Genomic DNA, 22,335 nt, shown 5'->3' on the forward strand with positions numbered 1-22,335 from the left:
CGCACAACAGGTTTAATTAGCTCATGAAATACGGTATTCTGATGTGACAAAACCTGAATCCTGGTCGTTAAAGTGTTTGTTTGCACTCATATTTTAACTGTTAGGACTCAGGTTTTTTTATTTAAAGTAAACTATGGGACAGCAGTGATCGAAAGATTCCTTTTTTATTTTGACTATGTCATTTCTCAGCAGGCTTTGGCATCCGGCTGCACGGTTTTAGGCAACTCACGGCGTAGAATTTTGCCAACTGCGGATTTCGGCAATCCAGACACAAATTCAATATATTTTGGTAGCTTATAACTGGTCAGTTGTAGTCTCAGATAGGTCATAACTTCATTCTCGGTCAGACTGGTATCCTGTTTTACAATAAAGGCTTTCGGAACTTGTCCAGATTTTTCATCATCCACTCCAATGACGGCACATTCCAGAATTTTCGGATGTTTGGATAAAACGCCTTCCAACTCATTTGGATAGACATTAAAGCCCGAGACCAGAATCATGTCCTTTTTACGGTCCAGAATGGTGATATAACCCTTCTCATCCATACAGCCGATATCACCTGTCAGGAAGAAACCATCTTTGGTAAATACCTGTGCTGTTGCTTCCGGTTGCTTCCAGTAACCTTTCATCACCTGAGGGCCGCGAATAGCAATTTCTCCAGCCTGATGAAGTGCTACAGGTTTTCCTTCATCATCCAGAATCTGAATTTCTGTGCCTGCCAATGGCAAGCCAATACTACCGCTAAAGCGCTTGCTTAAAGGCGGGTTAAATGTTGCCGTTGGTGAGGTTTCAGAAAGACCGTAGCCTTCATAGATATGACAGCCTGTGACTTCGCACCATAATTCTGCCGTGTTTTTTAAAACAGATGCACCGCCGCCTGTCGTGGTTTTTAGGCGTGAGTGATCCAGCTCGCGGAAACGTGGATGATGAGCCAATGCATTAAACATGGTATTCACGCCCGGAAACACCGTCGGAGGATGCTTATGATATTGATCTACCAGTGCATCCAGATCTCTTGGATTTGGAATCAGGACATTGGCAAAACCGCGACTCAGACCATAACTGAACAGGCAGATGGTAAAACCATAAATGTGATACAGCGGCAAGGCACAAAACACATATTCATCTTCAGTCGCATAGCGGTCCCCAAAATGACTGATAAACACCGTACTGTTCTGGGCGATATTAAATAAGATATTGCGATGACTGAGCTCAGCCCCTTTGGAAACCCCTGTAGTTCCACCGGTATATTGCAGAATAACGGTATCTTCCTGCTGCTGTACAGGGGCTTCAAAATCAATCACCTGTACCTGGTCAATGGCCTGCTTAAAGTCAGAAAACTGTTTTTCTGGATATTGCGCCGTTTGGCTATAAATTGATATCGGCTGATCCTGAATGAAATCAAGTGGATGGGTAGAAATCACATATTTCAGCGCAGGACATTCATCTAATTGATTCAATTGCTCCAAAGTTGAACCCAGAATAATCAAGGCCTCTGCCCCTGAATCCTGTACTTGATGATACAGCTCGCGTTGGGTATACATCGGGTTTACATTGACCAGAATATAACCCGCACGAATAATCGCAAAAGTCGCAATTGGATATTGAATAATATTCGGTAACATCACCGCGATTCGGCTACCGGACGCCAAGCCTAGATTCTGTAGGTAAGTAGCCAGCTTCTGGCTATAAACATCAATCTCCTGATAGCTGAACTTTCGATCCAGATAAAAGAAAGCAGTCTTATCTTTGAACTTAAGTAGATTCTCAGCAATTGTCGTGCTCAAAGTTTTATCAGGGTCAGGCCGGGTAAATTCCGGATTGACGTTCCATTTTTTATATTCTTCCATCCATGGCTGGCTGTTCATGACAACACTCCTTTCTTTTAATTTGATTCTATTTTGTATGTTGAAACTCTGAAGTTCCGATTATTCCTGATTGATCTTTACACCACTTTCTGCTGCATTGCTTCGATGTACTGGTAGTGATAACCGCTGCGAATAAAATGCTGGTTTTTGTCTCTGAATGAATGCGCATAATCTGGCCAGACCAAAGTCAGCTTGCGACTCAGCGGGTCCAGATACCAGCTTTTACAGCTTTCTGATAACCAGACACTGCCTTGGGAAAGCTGCTGTAACTCCTGCATATAGGCATTTTCAGCATCTTGATCAGCTTCAAAGACCTGAATCTGTTCCTGTTCAAAAAACTGCAAGGCGTCCAGTACCAAATCAAACTGGGTCTCCAAGAAATAAAGCGCTGAGTTATGCCCACTTCCGGTATTTGGACCATTCAGAATAAACAGGTTTGGAAAATTATGCACTGTCGTAGATTGATAACCCTGCATACCACCAGACCATTGCTGCTCCAGGCTTAAACCCTGTTTACCTACCACCTTTGCCGCATAGGGTGGACGTGCCGCTTCAAACCCGGTGGCGAATACGATGATATCTGCAGGGAATTCATTGCCGGACTTACTGATTACACCGTCTTTCGTAATTTCAGCCAAAGCCGAATCTTCGAGCGTAATATTCGGTTTTAGAAAAGTCGGATAATAATCATTGGACAGCAATAAACGCTTGCAGCCCGGTTCATAATTCGGTGTGAGTTTCTGCTGTAATTCAGGATCTGAAATCTGATGTTTTAAAAATTGTAGACAATTTTTCTTGACCCGCTCGATCTGGCTTTTCAGATTACGGCGCTGGGCAAAATTGTATTCATTACCCCAGAACAAGGAATGTCTTAACGCTGACATGCTGTCCGGATCTTTGCGGAAGAGCTGTTTTTCTGACTCAGAATAAGGTCGGTCTGGTCGCGGCAAAATATACGGTGCACTGCGTTGCAATACGGTCAGACTTTTTGCTGTTTTGGCAATTTCCGGTACAAGCTGAATAGCAGAAGCCCCTGAACCTACGACAACGACGCGCTGATTATCCAGATTAACTTCGTGATTCCAGCGTGCAGAATGCATCACCTGACCTTGGAATTCTTCTAGTCCCGGAATTTGCGGGAGATGTTCATCTGCCAGATGCCCAGTAGCGGTAATTAAAAATTCCGCTTCATAAACACCTTTAGAGGTCTGAATATTCCAGCTACGTTTTTCGGTATTCCAGCTGGCTTTTTCCAGTTGTGTCTGAAAATCAATATGTGGCCGGATATTTTCCTGATCACAGCATTGAATCAAATAGCGCTGAATTTCTGCCCCTTGCGGAAAGACACGTGACCAGTTGGGATTTTTAATAAACGAGAAAGAATATAAATGTGACGGTACATCACAGGCGACTCCGGGATAAGTATTATCCCGCCATGTGCCACCTACTTCTGCTGCACGTTCAATGATTTTAAAATCGTGAATGCCCTGCTGTTTAAGACGGATCGCCATTCCTAGGCCACCAAAACCGCTGCCTACAATTAAAATCTTGCTGCGCTGTCCTTGAGCTTGCATTATTTTTCTCCTTTTTTAAGGCATCATGGGCTGGATTTTTTGATTCGACGGATATTGTTCTGGATGCTGGCTAAACTGATTGACCAGTTGCACCGCCTCTGCTGGCGCTTCAATATGAATCGCATGTCCCGAAGAAATTTCGATATAACGGCTATTCTGAATCGAAGCAAAGAGTAATTTGGCTTGCGCTAAAGGCACCATACGGTCTTCACGGCAGGCCACGATCAAGGTCTCAGCAGAGATGTCCGGTAAAATGGCGGTGATATCAATGTGATAATTCAGTTCACGCTGTTTGGCTGCATCTTGGGAAGGTTTTACAAAGCGTGCCAGATCGAGCACCTGTTTTTCAGAACGGGCTGACAAATAATCATCGCTATACAGGCAATAATTCACAAAATGCGGTAAAGCCGCAGACTGATCGTTAAATAGCTGTTGCCAGATCGTGGTCCGTAGTTGTTGCACCGAACTGGTTTTTGCCCAACCTGCTAACAGAATCAAACGTGCCACGCGCTGTTTAAGACTCGCGGCTACTTGTGCAGCAATCACAGCACCAAGTGAATAACCCACCACAGTAATTGCTTCATCTTCTGCAACTGCATGCTGGATCAGTGCTTCAACTTGTTGACTAAAATCAGTCACTGCCAGATCGGCTTTATCTGGAGTATGCAAATCAAGCGATAAAACCCGCTGATGGATACCGAGCATGGGGAAAATATAGCTGAAATGTTTGTCCGTATTTCCACCCGTACCATGGATCAGAATGATGGTGGGATATGAGGATTTCTGTCCGACTTCATGATAAGTCAGTTGTTGATCACCATAAGGACATTGTCGCGTAATCGTGTCTAAATCCATATAGACTCCTGATCTTGTTGTTTTATGGCCGATGCAATACTAAAAAGTACACATCGATATCGAGTTTTGTGCAGGATAAAAAAAGTAGTAAGAAAAAAAGACCCACGATCGAGAGATTGATCGTGGGTAAAAGGATTAATCGAATTTAAACTCTTCAGGAGTCAGCAGGAACAGGCTCTCACCACCGACCTGAATATTGGCAACGTGAGTTGAAGTTCTTGGCAGAATACGTGCAAAGAAGAATTGTGCGGTTTTGATCTTCGCTGCATAGAACGGATCGGTATTGCCCTCTTCAATTTTTTGCTGCGCCGTAATCGCCATTTTCAGCCATAAATACGAAGACACCACATAACCAGAGAAATATAGGTAATCGACAGATGCCGCACCGATTTCATTGGCAGACTGTTGTGCCTGCGCCTGAATCGTTTTGGTTAATTCTAGCCATTGCTCAGTCAACTGGCTCACTTGTGCCACTTGCTGATTAAACTGGGCATGTTGCTGATGTCCTTTCACAAAGCCTTGAATCTCATCCGTTAATGCAGTGAGCAGACCCAATTTTGAACCCAGCACTTTACGCGCCAGCAAGTCGATTGATTGAATTTCAGTAGTACCTTCATACAGACTGGCAATACGTGCATCACGGGCAATCTGTTCCATGCCATGTTCAGCAATATAGCCGTGTCCACCAAAAACCTGCATACCATGTTTGGCCGCTTCTACACCTGTTTCGGTCATTAATGCTTTAGCAATTGGGGTTAATAATGCCAGACGGTCTTCTGCGGCTTTCTTCTCTTCAGGATTGTCCGTTGCTTCCGCAATATCAGCATAAGTCGCCAGATAATAAGCCAAGGCACGTGAACCTTCTGCAAATACTTTTTGAGTCAGTAGCATATTACGCACCGCTGGATGCACGATGATTGGATCCGCAGGTAGGTTTGGCTCTTTGGCACCTTCAAGTGAACGCATCGCCAGACGGTCTTTGGCATAAGCCAACGCGCCTTGATAAGAAGATTCAGCTGCAGCCAAACCTTGAATCGCTGTGCCGATACGCGCAGAGTTCATGAAAGTAAACATGCAATTCAAACCGCGGTTTTCAGGCCCGATCAGGAAGCCTTTGGCATTGTCAAAATTCAGTACACAAGTCGCATTGCCATGAATACCCATCTTGTGTTCAATCGCACTACACACCACGCCATTGCGAGAAGCCACATTTCCAGCTTCATCCAGACTGTATTTAGGCACGATAAATAGTGAAATACCTTTGGTGCCGGCAGGTGCATCCGGTAAACGCGCCAATACGATATGCACGATATTTTCCGCCAGGTCATGCTCACCTGCAGAAATAAAGATTTTCTCACCGCTGATGCTATAGCTGCCATCTTCATTTGGCACTGCTTTGGTACGGATCAGCCCCAAATCAGAACCGGCATGTGATTCAGTCAAACACATGGTTCCGGTCCAGCGACCTGCAATTAAAGGCACCAGGAATTTCTGTTTTTGTTCATCGCTACCGTGATGCTCTAAGGTACGCATCGCACCATGTGACAGGCCTGGGTACATACCCCAAGACCAGTTGGTCGCCGTAATAATTTCAGAAATGGCAATACGGTATAAGGTCGGGAAGCCTTGGCCACCATATTTTTCATCGCCAGTTAATGAGGTAAAGCCGAGTTCTACATATTTGTCATAAGCCGCTTTAAAACCATCCGGTGTAGTTACGACGCCATCCTGCAAACGGCAGCCTTGCTGGTCGCCTGTTGCATTAATCGGTAGAAGTTCGTTTTGGCAAAAGTCCGCAGCGACTTCCAGATATTGTTCCATAATATCCATAGAAACTTTGTCTGCGAACTTTGCATAGCCTTCATATTTCTGTTCAACATTGAGCAGATCTTTCAGCACAAACTTCATGTCTTTTAATGGCGCAATATAATTTCTCATCGTAATTCCCTTGTATGAGTTCTAATTTGTATATTTATGACAATTAATTTCATAATACGAAATTATGTTTTAGGTCGAATATAATATAAGTGTATGGATAAAATCTAGTCATGACATAAAAAATCACATTTAAAAAATTAAAACTTTGGTATAAAAAAGCCATTCAACAATGAATGGCTTTTTATTAAATGATCAAAATAAAGTGATCTAGCGCGGGAAAAACTGAGCCAAACGTTGCTGAACAATCTGTTCTGCTTCTTGCATGATAGTGTCAATCAGCGTTTGACAGGTTGGAATGTCATGGATCAACCCCATCACTTGACCTGCTGTCAGTACGCCTGCATCTACATCACCATTTTCCAAAGCCAGCTTGCCTTTTAGGCCACTGACATAAGGGCGAATCTGTTCAAATTCCAGATTTGGATCTTCACCCATTTTAACGACGAGATCAGATACTGCATTTTTGGCAACACGGGCCGTATTCCTGAACTGACGGTAAAGCAGATGCGTTGCCCTTTCATCATTGTCGACATAAAACTGCTTGATGTTTGGATGGATTGGCGCTTCTTGAGTAGCACAAAAGCGTGTCCCCATATTGATGCCTTCAGCACCTAAAGCAAGTGCTGCCACCAGACCACGTCCATCAGCAAAACCACCACTAGCAACAATTGGTACGTTAAGCTGATCAGCGGCTGCAGGAATCAGAATCAGTCCGGGAATATCATCTTCACCCGGATGGCCGGCACATTCAAAACCATCAATCGAGATCACATCCGCACCGATTCTTTGTGCCGAAAGTGCATGACGGACCGAGGTACACTTATGAATCACAATGATGCCGTGCTGTTTAAAGGCTTCAATGTGTTCATGCGGCTTGTTGCCTGCCGTTTCTACTATCTTGATCCCACTTTCAATAATGGCCTGTCGATATTCGGCATACGGCGGTGGGTTTACAGCGGGCAATAAAGTCAGATTCACAGCAAAAGGCTGATCCGTCATTTCTCGGCAGCGTGCAATTTCCTTGACCAAGGCTTCAGGCGTCGGTTGAGTCAATGCTGTCAGGGTTCCCAAACCACCTGCATTGGAGACTGCACTGGCCATTTCTGCGGTACCGACCCACATCATGCCGCCTTGAATAATCGGATAGCGAATGCCTAAAAGCTCGGTAATACGCGTTTGAATTTTCATGAATGCTCTCCTTAGCGTCCGGTAAATTGTGCGGGGCGTTTTTCAACAAAGGCCTGTACACCTTCTTTGTAGTCCTGACTACTCAAGGCTAGATATTGCAGGTTTTGTTCCAGCTCCAGTTGCTGGTCTATGCTATTTTCCGCACTGCGTTGCAGCGCCTGTTTAGTTAAAGCCAGCGCATAAGTTGGCTGTTGTGCTAGTCGCTGTGCAAGGTCATCGATATAAGCATCAAATTCTGCATCAGGGATCATTTTCCAGATCATGCCCATTTCAGCCGCGTCTTTGGCATACACAGGTTCACCGAGTAAAGTCAGTGCCATAGCGCGTGCATAACCAATTAAACGCGGCAACATCCAGGTACCGCCGGCATCGGGAATTAAGCCAATTTTAGAAAAGGCCTGAATAAATTTGGCACTTTCCTTGGCAATGACCAGATCGCAAGCCAGCGCGATATTGGCGCCCGCACCGGCAGCCACACCATTTACCGCTGCAATCACCGGTTTGGGGCTTTTACGAATCAGATTAATCAAAGGATTATAATATTTGGCCAGCGAACCTTCTGGTGGTAGAGGCACATTGCCGAGCTGCCCAGCACGTTCTTTTAGATCTTGTCCCGCTGAAAATGCCCGGCCATTACCCCGAATCACAATTACCCGAATGTCTGGATTCGTATTCCAACTTTTCAGTACCTGCTGGACTTCTTCATGCATTTGCCGGTTGAAACTGTTGAGTGAATCTGGACGGTTAAAACTTAAAGTGGCGACGCCTTGCTGAATCTGGGTCTGAATCATTTCCCACATCATCAATTTCCTTATTTTTTGTCTGTATCCCTACAATTAATAGCCTTTATTGACATCCACTTGATGACACAAATCCAGACCCTGATTTAAACGACGGTCATTTTCCAGTATCTGCTCTACCACCACAGACATTGGGGCATGTGAGGCCACATGTGGTGTCACCACAATTTTTTCGTGCTGCCAAAACTGATGATCCGCAGGTAATGGCTCCTGCTCAAAGACATCAACAATCGCACCACGTAGATGGCCAGAATCCAGTGCATCCAATAAATCCTGCTCGACTAAATGCTGGCCACGCCCGACATGAATCAAAGCTGACTGTTCAGGCAGTTGCTGAAATAATTCAGCAGAAAGAATCCCAGTATTCTCTTCGGTGAGTGGTAGCAGGTTAATCAGAATCTGACTTTGAGCCAGGAACTCGGAAAGCTGTTCTTGGCCCACATAACTTTTGACTTGATTAATGTCTTTTGGGGAATTCGACCAACCAGAGACTTGATAGCCCATTTCTGCGAAACGTTCTGCTACATAACCGCCCATATGCCCCAGTCCCATAATCCCAATCTGGATATGATGGCTATAGCTCTGGCGATACTGCTTCCAGAGCTGCTGATTTTGCTGCTGGATCATGCGGTCAAAATAACGTTGAAAATACAGTACACCCCAAAGCAGATAATCAAACATGCCCTTTTGATGATGCGGATCCAGCACCCGGCAAACGGCTTGATCGGGGCGTACAGCATTTAAGTTTAAATGTTCTACCCCAGCAGCAATCGAATGAATCAGGCCGAGCTTTGGCAGCTGCTGCACTTTTTCCAGATCTGGAAACCAGGCAGCAACTGTAGTTGCCTGTTCAGCTTCAGGGCTGTCCACTGTACAGAAACTGCCAGCAGGCGCATATTTTTGAAATGACTTGACCAGAATGGCTTCAATATTCGGAACAGAACTGGAAATAACAATCATGAGGCATACTCCGTATATTGATGCTCAATCAAAGACAAAGCGGCCTGCCAGGCACGCTGTAAAATCGGTTCGATGAGAGGACTGGCAAACTGCTTAGCGGTTTTAATTCGGACTTCTTCTGCTGGATAATGCAATTCAGCACCACCGCTTAAGGCTTTCACCTGTGCCTGACAGGCGCGTTCCAGGAAATAGATTTCATGAAAAGCCCGTGCAATGGTTTCCCCAGCCGTTAATAGACCATGATTGCGTAAAATCATGGCGCGATGGCTGCCTAAGTCCTGAATCAGGCGCTCCTGCTCATCTGTTGAAAGCGCAACGCCTTCATATTCGTGATAAGCCACATGCTGATAAAATTTCATGGCATGCTGGGAAATTGGGAGAAGCCCGTGTTTCTGAGCAGAAACAGCAATTCCATCCGCGGTATGCGTATGAATGACACAGTTCAGATGAGGATGTGCTTCATGAATCGCAGAGTGAATCACGAAACCAGCCATATTTACTGGCTTGTCTTGTTCATAGCTTTCTACCACCTGCCCTTCATGATTAATCTTCACCAGCGTCGAGGCACGCATTTTTTCAAATGCGACACCATATTGGTTAATCAGAAAACAGTCTGGTTGATCTGGGACTCTTAAACTGATGTGGGTATCAATCAGGTCAGTCATCCGATAATGCGCAATAATGCGATAAAGCGCTGCGAGTTCACAGCGTGCCTGCCATTCGGCAGCTGTGACAAGGTTTTTTATTGTCATCGTTCCATCCTGGAATATATAGCATTATGTTCACTTTCATGTTATATCATACTTTTAATAAAACAGAATATTATTTCATAGAGCGAAATAATAAATAAGAAGGAGCCTGTATGTCGACATCACAAATGAATGGACTCGCGTATTTAACCGCTATCAAGAATGGTGAAATTGCCAGCTCACCCATGAGTGAAATTATTCCCATGCGTCTGACCGTCGTACGTGAAAATTATGTGGAATATGAGGTACGACCAGATCATCGCCATTTCAATTTACAAGGCGGTATTCATGGCGGTTTTTGTGCCACCGTGCTGGACAGTACTACGGGTGCTGCTGTACACACCACTGTCGATGCCGGGGTCAGTTTTTCAACGATTGATTTAAACGTAAAAATGCTCAAAGCCATGCAAAGTGGCGAAACCTATACCGCCATTGGTGAAGTGATTCGCGTCGGCCGTAACGTACTGACTTCAGAAGGTCGTATTGTCGATCAAGATGGTAAAGTCTATGCCTTTGGTTCGGCCACTTTACTGGTGACCAAGCGCGCTTGATTCCGACCAGAACTAGCCTATCCCTGCATCTGCGGGGATTTTTTATGGCTAAATATTTAACAAAAAAATGCCATGCATATTAGATATGCATGGCATTTAATTTCGACTTAAACCAGTTTAGGCTGCTTCAGGATTTTCAATGACCATTGCAAGACCTTGACCCAAGCCAATACACAGGCTGATCACGGCATATTTTTTACCTGTGCGCTGTAATTGACGTGCAACGGTCAAGGCTAAACGTGCACCAGAACAACCCAGTGGATGGCCAATCGCAATCGCACCACCATTTGGATTGACCCGCGGATCATCAAAGGCCACATCCAGACCTTTTAAGCAGGACAATACCTGGCTGGCAAACGCTTCGTTAATCTCGATAATATCCATATCATCTAGGGTTAAACCCGCGCGTTGTACTGCTTTTTTGATCGCTTCAATTGGCCCCGCACCCATGATGCGTGGCTCAATGCCGGCTGCTGCAGAAGACAGGATACGCGCCAAAGGTTTTAACCCATACTGTTCCTGAACTTTTTCACTGCCGATAATCAGTGCTGCAGCGCCGTCATTGATACCTGATGCATTCCCTGCTGTGACCACACCACCTTCAAATAGGGGTTTCAGCTTGGTTAATGCTTCAAATGTTGAAGATGCACGCGGATGTTCATCTTCAGTCACCTGTTTAGGCGGTAATTTACGCCCTTGTGAAACTTCAATTGGTGTAATTTCACCTTCAAAGAATCCTGCTTCTTTGGCTGCCTGATATTTTGCCTGTGATGCAGCGGCAAAGGTATCGGCCTGTTCACGGCTAATGCCAAATTCTTCCGCTACATTGTCACCGGTTTCTGGCATGCTGTGTGCGCCAAATTGAGCGGTAAATTTACGGTTCGGGAAACGGGTTCCGATGGTGGTGTCATACATTTTTGCATCACGCGAAAAGGCTGTTTCTGCTTTCGCCAATACAAAAGGTGCACGTGACATGCTTTCTACGCCACCAGCAATATAGACATCGCCTTCACCTGCGGTGATGGCACGTGCCGAATCAATCACGGCACCTAAACCAGATGCACATAAACGGTTTACGGTCTGGCCCGGTACAGTCACTGGCATACCGGCTAAAAGTGCGGCAAAACGTGCTACGTTACGGCTGTCTTCACCGGCCTGGTTGGTGCTACCGAAAATCACATCTTCGACATCGGCAGCTGGAATACCGGTTTTTTCCAGCAGGTTTTTAATCACGGTTGCAGCCAGATCATCTGGACGCACACTTGACAAACTGCCGGCATGACGACCGATTGGTGAACGTAAACCATCATAAATATATGCATTTAACATGAGTGTTATTCCCTTAACCTTAGATTAATTAGAACTATGAACAAGTGGCAGACCCAACTGGACGCGACGGCGTAACCATGGGCTTGGACGATAACGCTGATCGCGGGTAATGTCGGTCATGCGATCCAGAATTTTCAGAATTTTTTCCGCGCCTAAAACATCGCCCCATTCAATTGGACCATGCGGATAACCCAGACCCAGTTTCACGGCGATATTAATATCTTCAACTGTGGCAACACCTTGCTGGGCAATATCACAGCCCAGGTTTACAATCATGGCCAACGCACGCTGCGCCACAAAACCGACACTTTCCTGAATAACGCTGGCTGTCACACCATCCAGATTAAAAATAGATTGCGCCGCCTGGGTCAGTTCAGCTTTGGTCACAAAAGTCGGCATTAAAGTGCGGTGTTTATTCAGGCCATAGAGCAGATCAATACACACCACCTGCTGTGGGGCAACGCCATAACGTACAGCCGCCGAAGTGGCATCTTCACCATAGGTGGCAATGAGCACCAGTGCATCTTGAGATGGCTGTTCAGACGGCTCCACCAGAATATTGAACTGTTGCAGATATTGCTCCAGCGCCTGACGGTCGTCGCTATATTCGGTGCCTAACCAGACCGATGGATATTGCGCCAGTTTTTCAGCCAGTACTGGTGCAACATCACCCTGTTTGCTGCCAGAAGTGTAGTCATAAAAACCTTTACCGGTTTTACGGCCCAGTTGCTTGGCAATAAAACGCTGACGGGTAATTACGCTTGGACGGTAACGTGCTTCTTCATAATACTGATGATAAATCGACTCACTGACCGGATGCGATACATCCATGCCGGTTAGATCGCCCAGCTCGAATGGTCCCATCTTAAAACCGATCCCATCACGGTAAATCCGGTCAATGTCATAAAATGGCGTGACATTTTCATTCAGGATGGCATAGGCTTCACTGCCAAAGGCACGGCCAGCATGGTTAATAATAAATCCTGGAGTATCTTTGGCTTTCACTGGACGATGGCCCATCTTGATCGAGAGTTGAGTCAAGGCATCCAGAATATCGGCACGGGTATTAAAGCCTTCAATCACTTCCACCACTTTCATTAGCGGTACCGGATTAAAGAAATGATAGCCTGCAATACGTTCTGGTTGACTGCAGTTGGCTGCAATGGCACTGATCGACAATGAAGACGTATTCGACGCCAGAATTGCTTCCGGTTTGACAATCGCTTCCAGTTGTTGCATCAGCTTCTGTTTGATTTCCAGATTTTCAATAATGGCCTCTACCACCAGATCACAATCTTTTAAATCTTCCAGTTGCTCGGCAATTGAAAGACGGGCAAGATCTTCAGCGGCTTTTTCATGACTGAATTTGCCTTTATCTGCCAGGGTATTCAGGGTTTTGGCCAGTTTTTCCTGAGCCTGCTCTGCAGCGCCAGCTTTGGCATCAAACAGGACCACATCATGGCCAGACTGAATGGCAATTTGGGCAATTCCGGCACCCATGGTACCGACACCAATAATCCCGATTTTCTGAATATGTACAGTCATGCTTATCGTCCCTGATAATTTGGTTTACGTTTTTCAATAAAGGCCTGCATGCCTTCTTTCTGGTCTTCAGAAGCAAACAGCATCTGGAATGATTTGCGTTCCAGGCTTAGCCCCGCATTCAACGGTACATCTTCTGCCAGTAAGGCCACTTCTTTAATCTGTTCCAGGGCAATTGGTGGCAGTTTTGCCAGACCTTCAGCCATCTTGATGGCCGTGGCAATGGTTTCGCTGTCTTCCGTCACTTGAGAGACCAGACCAATTTGATAGGCTTCTGGTGCCGGCACCAGACAGCCGGTCATGATGATGCGCATGGCATGGAATTTCCCCACGGCACGGAACAGGCGCTGTGTACCACCGGCGCCTGGCATGACCCCAACTTTGACTTCAGGCTGACCAAAGGTCGCGCTCTTGCCGGCAATAATAATATCGGCGTGCATGGCCAGTTCACAGCCACCACCTAAGGCATAACCATTAACCGCGGCAATGACCGGTTTGGCGCATTGTGCAATCGCCTGCCAGTAACGCTCAGTACGACGCTGCATCATTTGAATGGTTTCTGCATTGGCCAGCTCTTTCAGGTCGGCACCTGCAGCAAAATCCTGCTCTCCGCCGGTCAGTACAATGGCGCGAATATTGGCATCATCATTCAGTTGACGAAAAGCTTCAGCCAGTTTCTGGCGTACTTCAGTATTTAAGGCGTTTTTTGCTTCAGGTCGATGGATTTTCACCAGTGCGACATGAGCATTGATTTGTTCTACTTGAACGACCTGTTCCATGTAAATCTCCATTTATTTTGTATAGCGAAAATTTATTTTGTATAAAAATTAAGGTTTATTCCCCCGGAATGCAAGTTTTTTTGCGGATAAAGCGTAAAAAAGATATTTTTATTAAAAAATAGACAAAATATCTTGTTATAAACTGTATTTTATGATTAATTGATTTCGTATAACGAAATTACACGAGATTATTTAATTTTTCTTGAAAATTTTGGCTTGTAGCTGGCTTAGCTTGCAATTGGCTTATCTATAAATAAGACATTGTTTTATATTGATTTAGTTTTTATATCCTGAAACCAGATCAAGATAAACAGAGCATTGAGGTTATAAGCTGGATGGAATTTTACAAGTGAATTGAACCATTCATATAGAAGTAAGTGTTGAGAAACGAAATATTAGTTCATTTGAATAATAAGTATGTATCACAAATGACATAGTTGTTATTTAAATGACGCGATAGCAGACACAACAGGTTCAATCAGGATGTTTGAGCGGTGCTGTTAAAAGAGCGTGTTCTCAAGCCCGAATAAATCAGAAGTCATGCATACATGACTTTGTTAGGCGGTAGCACAGGAGTGCTGCTTTATAAAGTAGAGGATATAACAATGACAACCGAAACAATCGAAACCAGAGAGAATAGGCAACCCATCTCTGCTGAGGAACCAATCAAACAGGCACCCAAACGTCTGTGGGTTACAGCCTTTATCTTTGCGTTCCTGATCTTGCTTTGTGACGGTGCCGATATTGGTATTTTGGCCTTCAGTCTCACCAGTCTGAAAGCAGAATGGGGATTAACCTCAATGCAGGCCGGTGCTTTGGGGAGCTGGTCGTTATTTGGTATGGGAATTGGCGGATTTATTGGCGGCTGGGCCTGTGACCGCTTTGGCCGTGTCCGGGTAATTGTTGTGGCAACAATTTCCTTCTCCATCCTTTCAGCTTATTCAGGTTTTGCACAGTCTTATACTGAATTTGCAATTTTACGTACCCTCTCATGTTTAGGTTTGGGCTGTTTATATATTGCCTGTAATACCTTGATGTCAGAGTATGTCCCAACCAAATATCGTACTACGGTACTGGCTACCCTGATGACTGGTTTTACCCTGGGTTCACTGGTTATCACCATGCTGTCTGGCTGGATTATTCCTGAATACGGCTGGCGTATGCTGTACTGGATCACCATTGCGCCATTGGCTTTAGGTATTCTAATGCACTTCCTGGTTCCTGAGCCTGAGTCTTGGAAGCGCGTGCGTGAAATGAAACGTACTGGCCAGCTTGTGGACACTACCGCGAAAAAAGGTAATCCGTACATCACCATTCTGAAAGACAAGACCCACGGCAAGATGTTTATCTTATGGTCATTTAGTTCTGGTTTTCTGCTGTTCGGTTACTTCGGTGTGAGTAACTGGTTGCCAACCTACCTGGAAGCAGAATTAGGCATTAAATTCAAGGAAATGGCGCTGTACATGATTGGTACCTTCCTGACCATGATTTTCGCCAAAGTCATTGCCGGATATGTGGCAGATAAAATTGGTCGCCGTATTGTGTTCGCTTTCGGCACCATGGGAACTGCGCTGTTTATTCCAGTGGTGGTGTATATGCATACCCCTGAAAATATCGGTGTTTTAATGCTGATCTTTGGTTTCCTGTACGGTATTCCATACGCAATTAATGCAACTTATCTGACCGAGAGTTTCCCAACAACGGTGCGTGGTACAGCGGTTGGTGGTGCATTCAACATTGGCCGTGTAGGTGCCGTATTTGCTCCAATCACCATCGGTTATTTGGCCATGAATGGTTCTATTGGTACCGGCCTGATGGTTATGGGTGCAGCGTACTTCCTGTGCGGTTTAATTCCTGCCCTGTTTATTAAAGACCGCTTATACGATCCTCAAAAGGCAGAATAAGTCCCGGTCTGGAGGGTGAGCATTTATGGTCGCCCTCCCCATTCCATCTTCACGTTCAACAATCATCTTGATTTAAAAATTGCTGCAACCGAAAGGCACATCACCTTTCATTATTTGAAAAAATTTCTTTAGGGATTAAGAAATGAAAAAATTAGTTTTAGCGACACTATGTGGCATTGCTTCAGCACAGACATTTTCAGCAGAAGCATCTGAAGACCGGATGCAGTTCTTAGAATCACAGTTAAAGCAAATCCAGGCCGAACTGGAACAGCAAAAAGCCGCGCAACTTGCGTTAAAGAATCAGCAGGAAGAAGCCAAAGCACAAGATTCTAAAACTTTAAGTTCGATGGTGGATAATGTCGATGTTTATGGCTTGATCCGTCTTGATGGTGCGATTGACTTTAAGAGTACTACCAAAGATCGTGGCCGTACCATTAACCAAATTAATAAAGATCTTGTTGATTCAGGCTCTGTACGTTCCGATTTTACTGCAGCTGCCAGCCGAATTGGTTTCCTGGCGAAAGACCTTGGTGGAAACCCAAATGTTTCTGCACGTTTAGAAGCTGACTTCTGGACCAATAATGGTAAAGGCGATGGTGGATTACGTATTCGTCATGCACATTTAAAATACTATAACTGGACCTTTGGTCAGGCTTGGTCATTGATGTCTACACCGGAAATTAGTACTGAAGCTGTCGATTACAGCCTGTTTCTGGGTGGATCAGTCCTACGTACCCCTCAAGTCAGCTATGCTTTTAAACTTGATCCGGAAAATACCTGGAATGTGGGTTTGGAATATATGGCCGGCGGTGACCGTTCTTCTGCCTTCCCTGCATTAACCACTAAATTTGTGCATCAGTCTGGTCCATTACATTTATTGGCTCAAGGCTTTGTCAATGAAAAGCAAGCACAAACAGATAAAGGTGATATCGAAAAAGTCGGTTGGGGTGTAGGCGTAGGAGGCCGTTATCGTTTCGATGATCAAAACTCGATCCAGGGTAACTATTTCCATATGGTCGGTGACCAACGTATTGCAGCGTTTTTAACTCAAGGGACACTAACGGATGGCAATGCTTGGGGTGGTGATTATTCAGTTGATACAGATAATAATGAACTTTTACTCAATGAGTTTAATAGTTTAAACATAGGTTTCACACATAAATTTACCCCAAAATTACGCAGTAGCATTAATGCCAGCATTGTTGATTTTGATGATTCCAGCGCTTACGCACGGGCTAATCCTAAAACTAATAAGCGTTTTAAGCGTTTAACGGATTACGTAGCAAACGTGATTTATTCACCAGTCCCAAATATCAATCTGGGCGCAGAATACCATCATGGTAAGCAAGAAAAATTTAATGACCAAGAAGCTGATATTTCTCGTGTAAATTTATCAGCGACTTATAGTTTCTAAAGCCTTAGGAGACACGGATGTCAGCTCAAGGGCAACAACCCTCGCGCCGTTTTATGTTTATGATGGCCATGACCTGCGCACTTTGCGCAGGTTGTAATTATTTTAACCAGCCTTTAATTTATTCAATTGCCCAGGACTTGAATATTAGTCTAGAGCAATCGGGCTGGACCGTGGTATTGACACAGATCGGTTATGCAGCTGGTCTGTTTTTATTTGTGCCGTTGGGCGATTTATTTGAAAAGCGTCTGTATATCTGTAGCCTGATGCTATGTACCGGTCTGGCCCTGATTGGACTGTCTGTCAGCGATAATCTCCAGATGCTGTATGGCTTTACCCTATTGGCCTCGTTCTGTTCCATTACCACCCAGATTCTGATTCCTTTTGCTGCAAACCTGAGCCAACGGGAAAAAAGTGCCGAAGTGGTTGGCCTGCTCATGAGTGGCGTACTAGTCGGTATTTTATTTGCACGTACCGTGGCCGGATTAATTTCAACTTTATGGTCCTGGCATGCGGTGTATCTGTTCAGTGGCTGTTCAATTTTACTGCTCAGCATTGCCATGTGGTATCAATTACCCACGGCCAGAAGTCAGCTAAAAATGAGTATTCTGCAGATTTACCGCTCTTTATTTACCTTCGCCAAAACAGAACCGATGTTGATGCGCCGCAGCTTAATTGGTGGTTTGGCTTTTGGGATGCTCAGTATTATTTTTACCACCATGACCTTTATTCTGGCGGAAGCCCCCTACCATTTTAATGATTTTGAGATTGGGTTGATGGGGATTGTGGGCGTGGTCGGAATCTGGTCATCGCAATGGACCGGGAAGATGATTGGCCGCCACCGGGAAAAATGGCTGGCGCAGCTGGCAACCAGCGGGCTAATTTTAGCCTGGATTCCCCTGTTTTTTGCCCAAGACCGTTTAGAGCTGTATATTTTAGGCTTGATTATTGCCTATTTTGGTATTTCATCTTTACACGTATTAAACCAGAATCTGGTGTATCGCCTTTCAGTTCAAGCGCGTTCGCGTATTAATGCCATTTATATGACCTGCTATTTTTCCGGTGCTGGCCTGGGCGCATTTTTATCTTTAAATTTATGGAAGATGTATGGCTGGTCGGCTTGTGTGCTGTTGGGATGTGCCTTCGCCCTCCTGATTTTTGCGGTAAACCGCTATGATTTAAGCCGGGAAAAGAATTTAATTAATATTCAGCCACAACCCTAATCCAGACCGTCTAGTCATTCTGTCCTTTATACATCGGCTTTAGGACTGATCTTTTCAGACTGCTGTTTTGCGCTTAGCAAGACCGAAGTCTGAACTACTTTAAAGTCGATTCCTAAATAAAAGCTTCACCTCTTAGCGCTTTCACCGCCTCATTTCACCCGCGGAAACGAGATGATCTGGAATCATATCTTTAGGTTTTAAAACTCATGGCACTGGTTTTAGGATTTTTATGGTTAATCTTTTAAAACTTGAGCCCAGCAAGAGTCCTTTTGTCCTAGCTTTGATTTCTGCTCGTAATACTAAAATAAGAAATGCAATGTAGAGAATAAAACAAAAAATTTCTCTCCCTTGGTCGGAAATGAGCAGTGCTGCGACCAAGAAAGAAGGTGTGATCCATCTTCTTCCTGAGCCAGAACTGGGGCAAGAGATGGCGTTTTTAATCTTCTTTTAAATATGAATAAAACGAATATTTTGTGATTGATCAAAGAGATTTAATAATTTCAATATAAAAAATCGCAGCCGAAGCTGCGATTTTTTAATCACTTCAAGAAGAAATGAGATGATTTTAAGCCACCTGACGGGCATCAATTAACGGACAACCAGTCTGTTGCTGCAGTTCGTCAAAGCTCAGCCCATCCACCATTTCAAGTACGAAAGCCTGATTGTCTTTCAGTTCAATCACACATAAATCGGTATAAATACGGTTAACACAGTGTTTACCGGTAATTGGATAAGTCAGTTCATCTACGATTTTCGCTTCGCCATTTTTGGTGACATGCTCCATACAGACATAGACGCAGCGTGCACCGACCGCCAGATCCATGGCACCACCGACGGCTGGTACCGCATCGGAAGCACCAGTATGCCAGTTGGCCAGATCTCCATTAATTGCCACCTGAAATGCACCCATAATACAGATGTCTAAATGCCCGCCGCGCATAATATCGAAGGAATCAGCAGAATTCATAAAGCTACCACCCTCAAGCATACTGACCAGCTCTTTTCCTGCATTAATCAGGTCATTGTCTGGCTGTTCATCTGCACCCAAGGCGGTAAAACCCAAGACACCATTTTCAGAATGTAAAATGACTTCCTGCTCCGGTTTTAAATAGCCTGCCACGCGTGTTGGCAAACCAATTCCTAAATTGACAAAAGAGCCGGTTGGAATGTCTTGTGCGACGCGTTGTACGATCTGTTCACGTGTACGTTTTTGAATATTCATTATTTAATATCTCCAACCTGAACCACATGCTGTACAAAAATGCCCGGCGTTACAATAATTTCAGGGTCCAGCTCACCCAGTTCGACAATTTCATGCACCTGGGCAATGGTCGTTTTGGCCGCCTTGGCCATAATCGGGCCAAAGTTACGTGCGGCCTTGCGGTAGGTTAAATTACCCCAGCGATCAGCCTGATTGGCATAGATCAAGGCATAATCGGCATGAATCGGATATTCCAGGACATAGTCTTTACCGTTAATGTGGCGGGTTTCTTTGCCTTCTGCGATTTTGGTCCCAAAGCCGGTTGGTGTGAAAATGGCGCCTAGTCCTGCACCGGCGGCCTGAATACGACAAGCCAGATTTCCTTGTGGTACCAGTTCCAGTTCAACTTTTCCGGCTTTATACAAATCTTCAAATACAGTGGAATTATTGGCGCGCGGGAAAGAACAGATCATTTTCTTGACCAGTCCAGACAACAGCAAATTGGTCAGTCCACGATCGCCAGACGCTGCATTATTATTGATAATGGTTAATTCTTTCGGACCAAGATCAATTAATGCTTCAATCAGTTCAATCGGTTGCCCTGCCAGACCAAAACCACTGGTCATAATGTGCGCACCATCAGGAATCTGTTTCAGTATTGCCTCGATATCCTGTGTGATTTTATTCATCATCTTGCTTCCTAGCATCTTTTCTATGTTGCGATATACAGATTAATCTGCTTTTTGTGGGTCAAATAAACGGTCTTTAATAAAGAGCGCGGGAATCAGACCACAAAGAAAATAGGCAACGCCCATAATCAATAAACCGGTACCAATTGATCCACCTTGAGCAAAGTAGCCAATGGTTAATGGCGCGAAAACTGCACCTAAACGGCCCACGTTGTAGGCACCACCCACCGCGGTCCCACGGACTTTGGTCGAGAAACTTTCTGTCATATAGGTCGCGTTAATACCGTATGGGATGCCATACAGGAAACCGAAGAACAGCATCAACCAAAGGATATTGTCTGGGGTATTGCCAAATACAATAACTGGAATAAAGATCGCGGTGCCCATGGTCCCGAAGGCAAATACAGCACGACGGCCAATACGGTCAGCAATATAACCGGCAATGACTTTGGTACACATCATGATCAGGAACGTACCAATCATGTACATGGTCATTTCTTTAAACTTGATGCCCAGATCAGATTCTAAATAAGCCGGCAGCCAGTTACTTACACCGTAATAACCAAACTGTAAAAATGCGGTACTGAATGACCAGAGAATGAACATGCGACGGCTTAAGGCATCTTCAAACACCATTTTGAAGGTATTTTTTGGTTTTTCCTGAACAATACCGCTGGCTTTTGCTTCTTGGCGTGCTTTACGCGCATCGAGCCAAGCCTGTGGTTCTGGCACCAAAAAGTGCATCACTACAGCCAATACAATTGGAATAATGGCGATGTAATACAGATAACGCCAGCCATATTCTGGCAATAACCAGCCTGCTAGCGCCGTGGCCACCACCGAACCTAAGGTCCAGCCGGTCATTAAAGCCGCCAGTACCGTCGAGCGATGCTTGGTTGGCACGTATTCTGCCATGAGCGTGTTACAGGCAATATATAAAGCCCCTAAGCCAATTGCAGAGATAAAACGTAACCACTTGAATTGATCATAGCTTTCTGCGAATCCTAACCAGCAGGTTAAGGTTGAAAAGAGCGCAATAGCAATCACAATCACGCGAACTCGCCCAAAGCGGTCACAAGCCCAACCACCAAAAAAGCCACCAATGGCCATTCCAGCAAGTGTCCAGCTACCTAAGGCACCCGCCTGCATATTCGTTAATGAGAATTCCTGTTTAAGACTGGTCAGACTATAGGCCAATAAGGCAATATCTGCCCCATCCACCAATAATGCTAAAAACGAGAAAATAAAGGCTAAAATCCAGACTTTTTTCTTTGGTCTGTTTTCACCTTCCAGCTGGTGTTGTTGGGAACTGATTGTGTTCATAGCGTCCTTAATATTTCTTTAGCATTCCTGTGCCTGCAGAACTTTTGAGATAACTTATCATCCTGTGATGAGATGATGACTGTTATTCAAACCCTGATTCTGGCTTGGAAAATAATTAAAAACATCCAGTTTTTATTGCCATTTTCCGACTTCATTTTTTGGTATTTACTCTTGCCAGATGAAGTTAAATCATGGTCAAAGTCCATAAAACAGCAGGAGTTCTAGCCAGCAAATGCCGGCTAGAGAGGATCAATTTTTTAGTTAACAAACGCAGCGATTCCGGTCTGTGCACGGCCCAGAATTAAGGCATGTACGTCATGCGTCCCTTCATAGGTATTCACCACTTCCAGATTCACCAGATGACGCGCTACACCAAACTCATCCGAAATGCCGTTACCACCCATCATGTCACGAGCCAAGCGGGCAATATCCAGCGCCTTGCCACAGTTAT

General features: G+C 44.8%; 19 protein-coding genes. 4 read left to right on the forward strand and 15 right to left on the reverse strand.

Translation table 11 applies throughout. The features are described from left to right. Positions 1-185 precede the first annotated feature (185 nt). The 8 genes from FTT63_RS12175 to FTT63_RS12210 form a co-directional block, all read right to left on the reverse strand. Positions 186-1,868: an AMP-binding protein gene (locus tag FTT63_RS12175; RefSeq protein WP_180192356.1), complete on the reverse strand. Its 1,683-nt coding sequence runs from the start codon at positions 1,866-1,868 to the stop codon at positions 186-188. A 77-nt stretch (positions 1,869-1,945) separates the two neighbouring features. Then, a complete protein-coding gene (locus FTT63_RS12180; protein WP_180192357.1) occupies positions 1,946-3,442 on the reverse strand; it encodes an NAD(P)/FAD-dependent oxidoreductase in 1,497 nt (498 codons plus the stop codon). Positions 3,443-3,457: 15 nt separating this feature from the next. After that, positions 3,458-4,297, reverse strand: a complete 840-nt coding sequence (locus FTT63_RS12185; RefSeq protein WP_180192358.1) for an alpha/beta fold hydrolase — start codon at positions 4,295-4,297, stop codon at positions 3,458-3,460. Between the two features lie 135 nt (positions 4,298-4,432). Then, positions 4,433-6,235, reverse strand: coding sequence for an acyl-CoA dehydrogenase C-terminal domain-containing protein (locus FTT63_RS12190; protein ID WP_180192359.1), 1,803 nt, complete (start codon positions 6,233-6,235; stop codon positions 4,433-4,435). A gap of 207 nt (positions 6,236-6,442) precedes the next feature. After that, on the reverse strand, positions 6,443-7,423 hold the full coding sequence (locus FTT63_RS12195; protein ID WP_180192360.1) for a nitronate monooxygenase family protein: 981 nt from the start codon (positions 7,421-7,423) through the stop codon (positions 6,443-6,445). 11 nt (positions 7,424-7,434) lie between these two features. After that, positions 7,435-8,223, reverse strand: coding sequence for an enoyl-CoA hydratase-related protein (locus FTT63_RS12200; RefSeq protein ID WP_180192361.1), 789 nt, complete (start codon positions 8,221-8,223; stop codon positions 7,435-7,437). Positions 8,224-8,259: 36 nt separating this feature from the next. Then, positions 8,260-9,183 (reverse strand): glyoxylate/hydroxypyruvate reductase A, encoded by a 924-nt coding sequence (locus FTT63_RS12205; protein ID WP_180192362.1) that lies wholly within the window; start codon positions 9,181-9,183, stop codon positions 8,260-8,262. Continuing rightward, complete coding sequence (locus tag FTT63_RS12210) at positions 9,180-9,935, reverse strand: class II aldolase/adducin family protein (RefSeq protein WP_034704084.1); 756 nt, start codon at positions 9,933-9,935, stop codon at positions 9,180-9,182. The genes FTT63_RS12205 and FTT63_RS12210 overlap by 4 nt, the downstream gene beginning before the upstream one ends. Positions 9,936-10,045: 110 nt before the next feature. Between FTT63_RS12210 and FTT63_RS12215 the strand changes: the two genes are divergently transcribed. Beyond that, on the forward strand, positions 10,046-10,483 hold the full coding sequence (locus tag FTT63_RS12215) for a PaaI family thioesterase (RefSeq protein WP_104473214.1): 438 nt from the start codon (positions 10,046-10,048) through the stop codon (positions 10,481-10,483). A gap of 117 nt (positions 10,484-10,600) precedes the next feature. On the opposite strand, the gene FTT63_RS12220 is transcribed toward FTT63_RS12215, so the two are convergent. The 3 genes from FTT63_RS12220 to FTT63_RS12230 are packed head-to-tail and all read right to left on the reverse strand — an operon-like array spanning position 10,601 to position 14,133. Beyond that, positions 10,601-11,812, reverse strand: a complete 1,212-nt coding sequence (locus tag FTT63_RS12220; protein ID WP_005178011.1) for a 3-oxoadipyl-CoA thiolase — start codon at positions 11,810-11,812, stop codon at positions 10,601-10,603. A gap of 24 nt (positions 11,813-11,836) precedes the next feature. Beyond that, positions 11,837-13,357 (reverse strand): 3-hydroxyacyl-CoA dehydrogenase, encoded by a 1,521-nt coding sequence (locus FTT63_RS12225; protein ID WP_180192363.1) that lies wholly within the window; start codon positions 13,355-13,357, stop codon positions 11,837-11,839. Between the two features lie 2 nt (positions 13,358-13,359). Then, positions 13,360-14,133 (reverse strand): enoyl-CoA hydratase, encoded by a 774-nt coding sequence (locus FTT63_RS12230; protein ID WP_005178015.1) that lies wholly within the window; start codon positions 14,131-14,133, stop codon positions 13,360-13,362. 605 nt (positions 14,134-14,738) lie between these two features. On the opposite strand from FTT63_RS12230, the gene FTT63_RS12235 reads away from it, so the two are divergent. The 3 genes from FTT63_RS12235 to FTT63_RS12245 all read left to right on the forward strand — a co-directional run bounded on the left by FTT63_RS12235 (position 14,739) and on the right by FTT63_RS12245 (position 18,671). Beyond that, positions 14,739-16,037, forward strand: a complete 1,299-nt coding sequence (locus FTT63_RS12235) for an MFS transporter (RefSeq protein WP_005178018.1) — start codon at positions 14,739-14,741, stop codon at positions 16,035-16,037. Between the two features lie 142 nt (positions 16,038-16,179). Beyond that, positions 16,180-17,451 (forward strand): DcaP family trimeric outer membrane transporter, encoded by a 1,272-nt coding sequence (locus tag FTT63_RS12240; protein ID WP_180192364.1) that lies wholly within the window; start codon positions 16,180-16,182, stop codon positions 17,449-17,451. Positions 17,452-17,468: 17 nt separating this feature from the next. Further along, positions 17,469-18,671 carry an MFS transporter gene (locus tag FTT63_RS12245; RefSeq protein ID WP_104473208.1) on the forward strand — a complete coding sequence of 401 codons (1,203 nt, stop codon included), beginning with the start codon at positions 17,469-17,471 and terminating at the stop codon, positions 18,669-18,671. 565 nt (positions 18,672-19,236) lie between these two features. On the opposite strand, the gene FTT63_RS12250 is transcribed toward FTT63_RS12245, so the two are convergent. From FTT63_RS12250 to FTT63_RS12265, 4 genes are all read right to left on the reverse strand, one after another. Further along, the gene (locus tag FTT63_RS12250; protein WP_104473207.1) at positions 19,237-19,893 is read right to left on the reverse strand and encodes a 3-oxoacid CoA-transferase subunit B; all 657 of its coding nucleotides are present in this window, start codon (positions 19,891-19,893) and stop codon (positions 19,237-19,239) included. Next, positions 19,893-20,564 (reverse strand): 3-oxoacid CoA-transferase subunit A, encoded by a 672-nt coding sequence (locus FTT63_RS12255; protein WP_005178033.1) that lies wholly within the window; start codon positions 20,562-20,564, stop codon positions 19,893-19,895. Before FTT63_RS12255 ends, FTT63_RS12250 begins: the two co-directional genes overlap by 1 nt. 39 nt (positions 20,565-20,603) lie before the next feature. Beyond that, entirely contained in the window at positions 20,604-21,884 is a 1,281-nt protein-coding gene (locus FTT63_RS12260; protein WP_005178035.1) for an MFS transporter, read from the reverse strand. Positions 21,885-22,141: 257 nt separating this feature from the next. Beyond that, positions 22,142-22,335: acyl-CoA dehydrogenase family protein (locus FTT63_RS12265; RefSeq protein WP_257233300.1), on the reverse strand; the 194-nt coding region annotated here is incomplete at its 5' end.

The sequence above is a fragment of the Acinetobacter sp. C15 genome, from assembly GCF_013420645.1.
Classification (GTDB): Bacteria; Pseudomonadota; Gammaproteobacteria; order Pseudomonadales; family Moraxellaceae; genus Acinetobacter; species Acinetobacter indicus.

Bases quoted from the DNA above. Each gene is read 5' to 3' on its own strand.
- FTT63_RS12180 (WP_180192357.1), bottom strand. From the start codon at position 3,442: ATGCAAGCTCAAGGACAGCGCAGCAAGATTTTAATTGTAGGCAGCGGT.
- FTT63_RS12250 (WP_104473207.1), bottom strand. From the start codon at position 19,893: ATGAATATTCAAAAACGTACACGTGAACAGATCGTACAACGCGTCGCA.
- FTT63_RS12245 (WP_104473208.1), top strand. From the start codon at position 17,469: ATGTCAGCTCAAGGGCAACAACCCTCGCGCCGTTTTATGTTTATGATG.
- FTT63_RS12235 (WP_005178018.1), top strand. From the start codon at position 14,739: ATGACAACCGAAACAATCGAAACCAGAGAGAATAGGCAACCCATCTCT.
- FTT63_RS12215 (WP_104473214.1), top strand. From the start codon at position 10,046: ATGTCGACATCACAAATGAATGGACTCGCGTATTTAACCGCTATCAAG.
- FTT63_RS12260 (WP_005178035.1), bottom strand. From the start codon at position 21,884: ATGAACACAATCAGTTCCCAACAACACCAGCTGGAAGGTGAAAACAGA.
- FTT63_RS12195 (WP_180192360.1), bottom strand. From the start codon at position 7,423: ATGAAAATTCAAACGCGTATTACCGAGCTTTTAGGCATTCGCTATCCG.
- FTT63_RS12225 (WP_180192363.1), bottom strand. From the start codon at position 13,357: ATGACTGTACATATTCAGAAAATCGGGATTATTGGTGTCGGTACCATG.
- FTT63_RS12240 (WP_180192364.1), top strand. From the start codon at position 16,180: ATGAAAAAATTAGTTTTAGCGACACTATGTGGCATTGCTTCAGCACAG.
- FTT63_RS12230 (WP_005178015.1), bottom strand. From the start codon at position 14,133: ATGGAACAGGTCGTTCAAGTAGAACAAATCAATGCTCATGTCGCACTG.
- FTT63_RS12205 (WP_180192362.1), bottom strand. From the start codon at position 9,183: ATGATTGTTATTTCCAGTTCTGTTCCGAATATTGAAGCCATTCTGGTC.
- FTT63_RS12255 (WP_005178033.1), bottom strand. From the start codon at position 20,564: ATGATGAATAAAATCACACAGGATATCGAGGCAATACTGAAACAGATT.
- FTT63_RS12185 (WP_180192358.1), bottom strand. From the start codon at position 4,297: ATGGATTTAGACACGATTACGCGACAATGTCCTTATGGTGATCAACAA.
- FTT63_RS12175 (WP_180192356.1), bottom strand. From the start codon at position 1,868: ATGAACAGCCAGCCATGGATGGAAGAATATAAAAAATGGAACGTCAAT.
- FTT63_RS12220 (WP_005178011.1), bottom strand. From the start codon at position 11,812: ATGTTAAATGCATATATTTATGATGGTTTACGTTCACCAATCGGTCGT.
- FTT63_RS12190 (WP_180192359.1), bottom strand. From the start codon at position 6,235: ATGAGAAATTATATTGCGCCATTAAAAGACATGAAGTTTGTGCTGAAA.
- FTT63_RS12200 (WP_180192361.1), bottom strand. From the start codon at position 8,223: ATGTGGGAAATGATTCAGACCCAGATTCAGCAAGGCGTCGCCACTTTA.
- FTT63_RS12210 (WP_034704084.1), bottom strand. From the start codon at position 9,935: ATGACAATAAAAAACCTTGTCACAGCTGCCGAATGGCAGGCACGCTGT.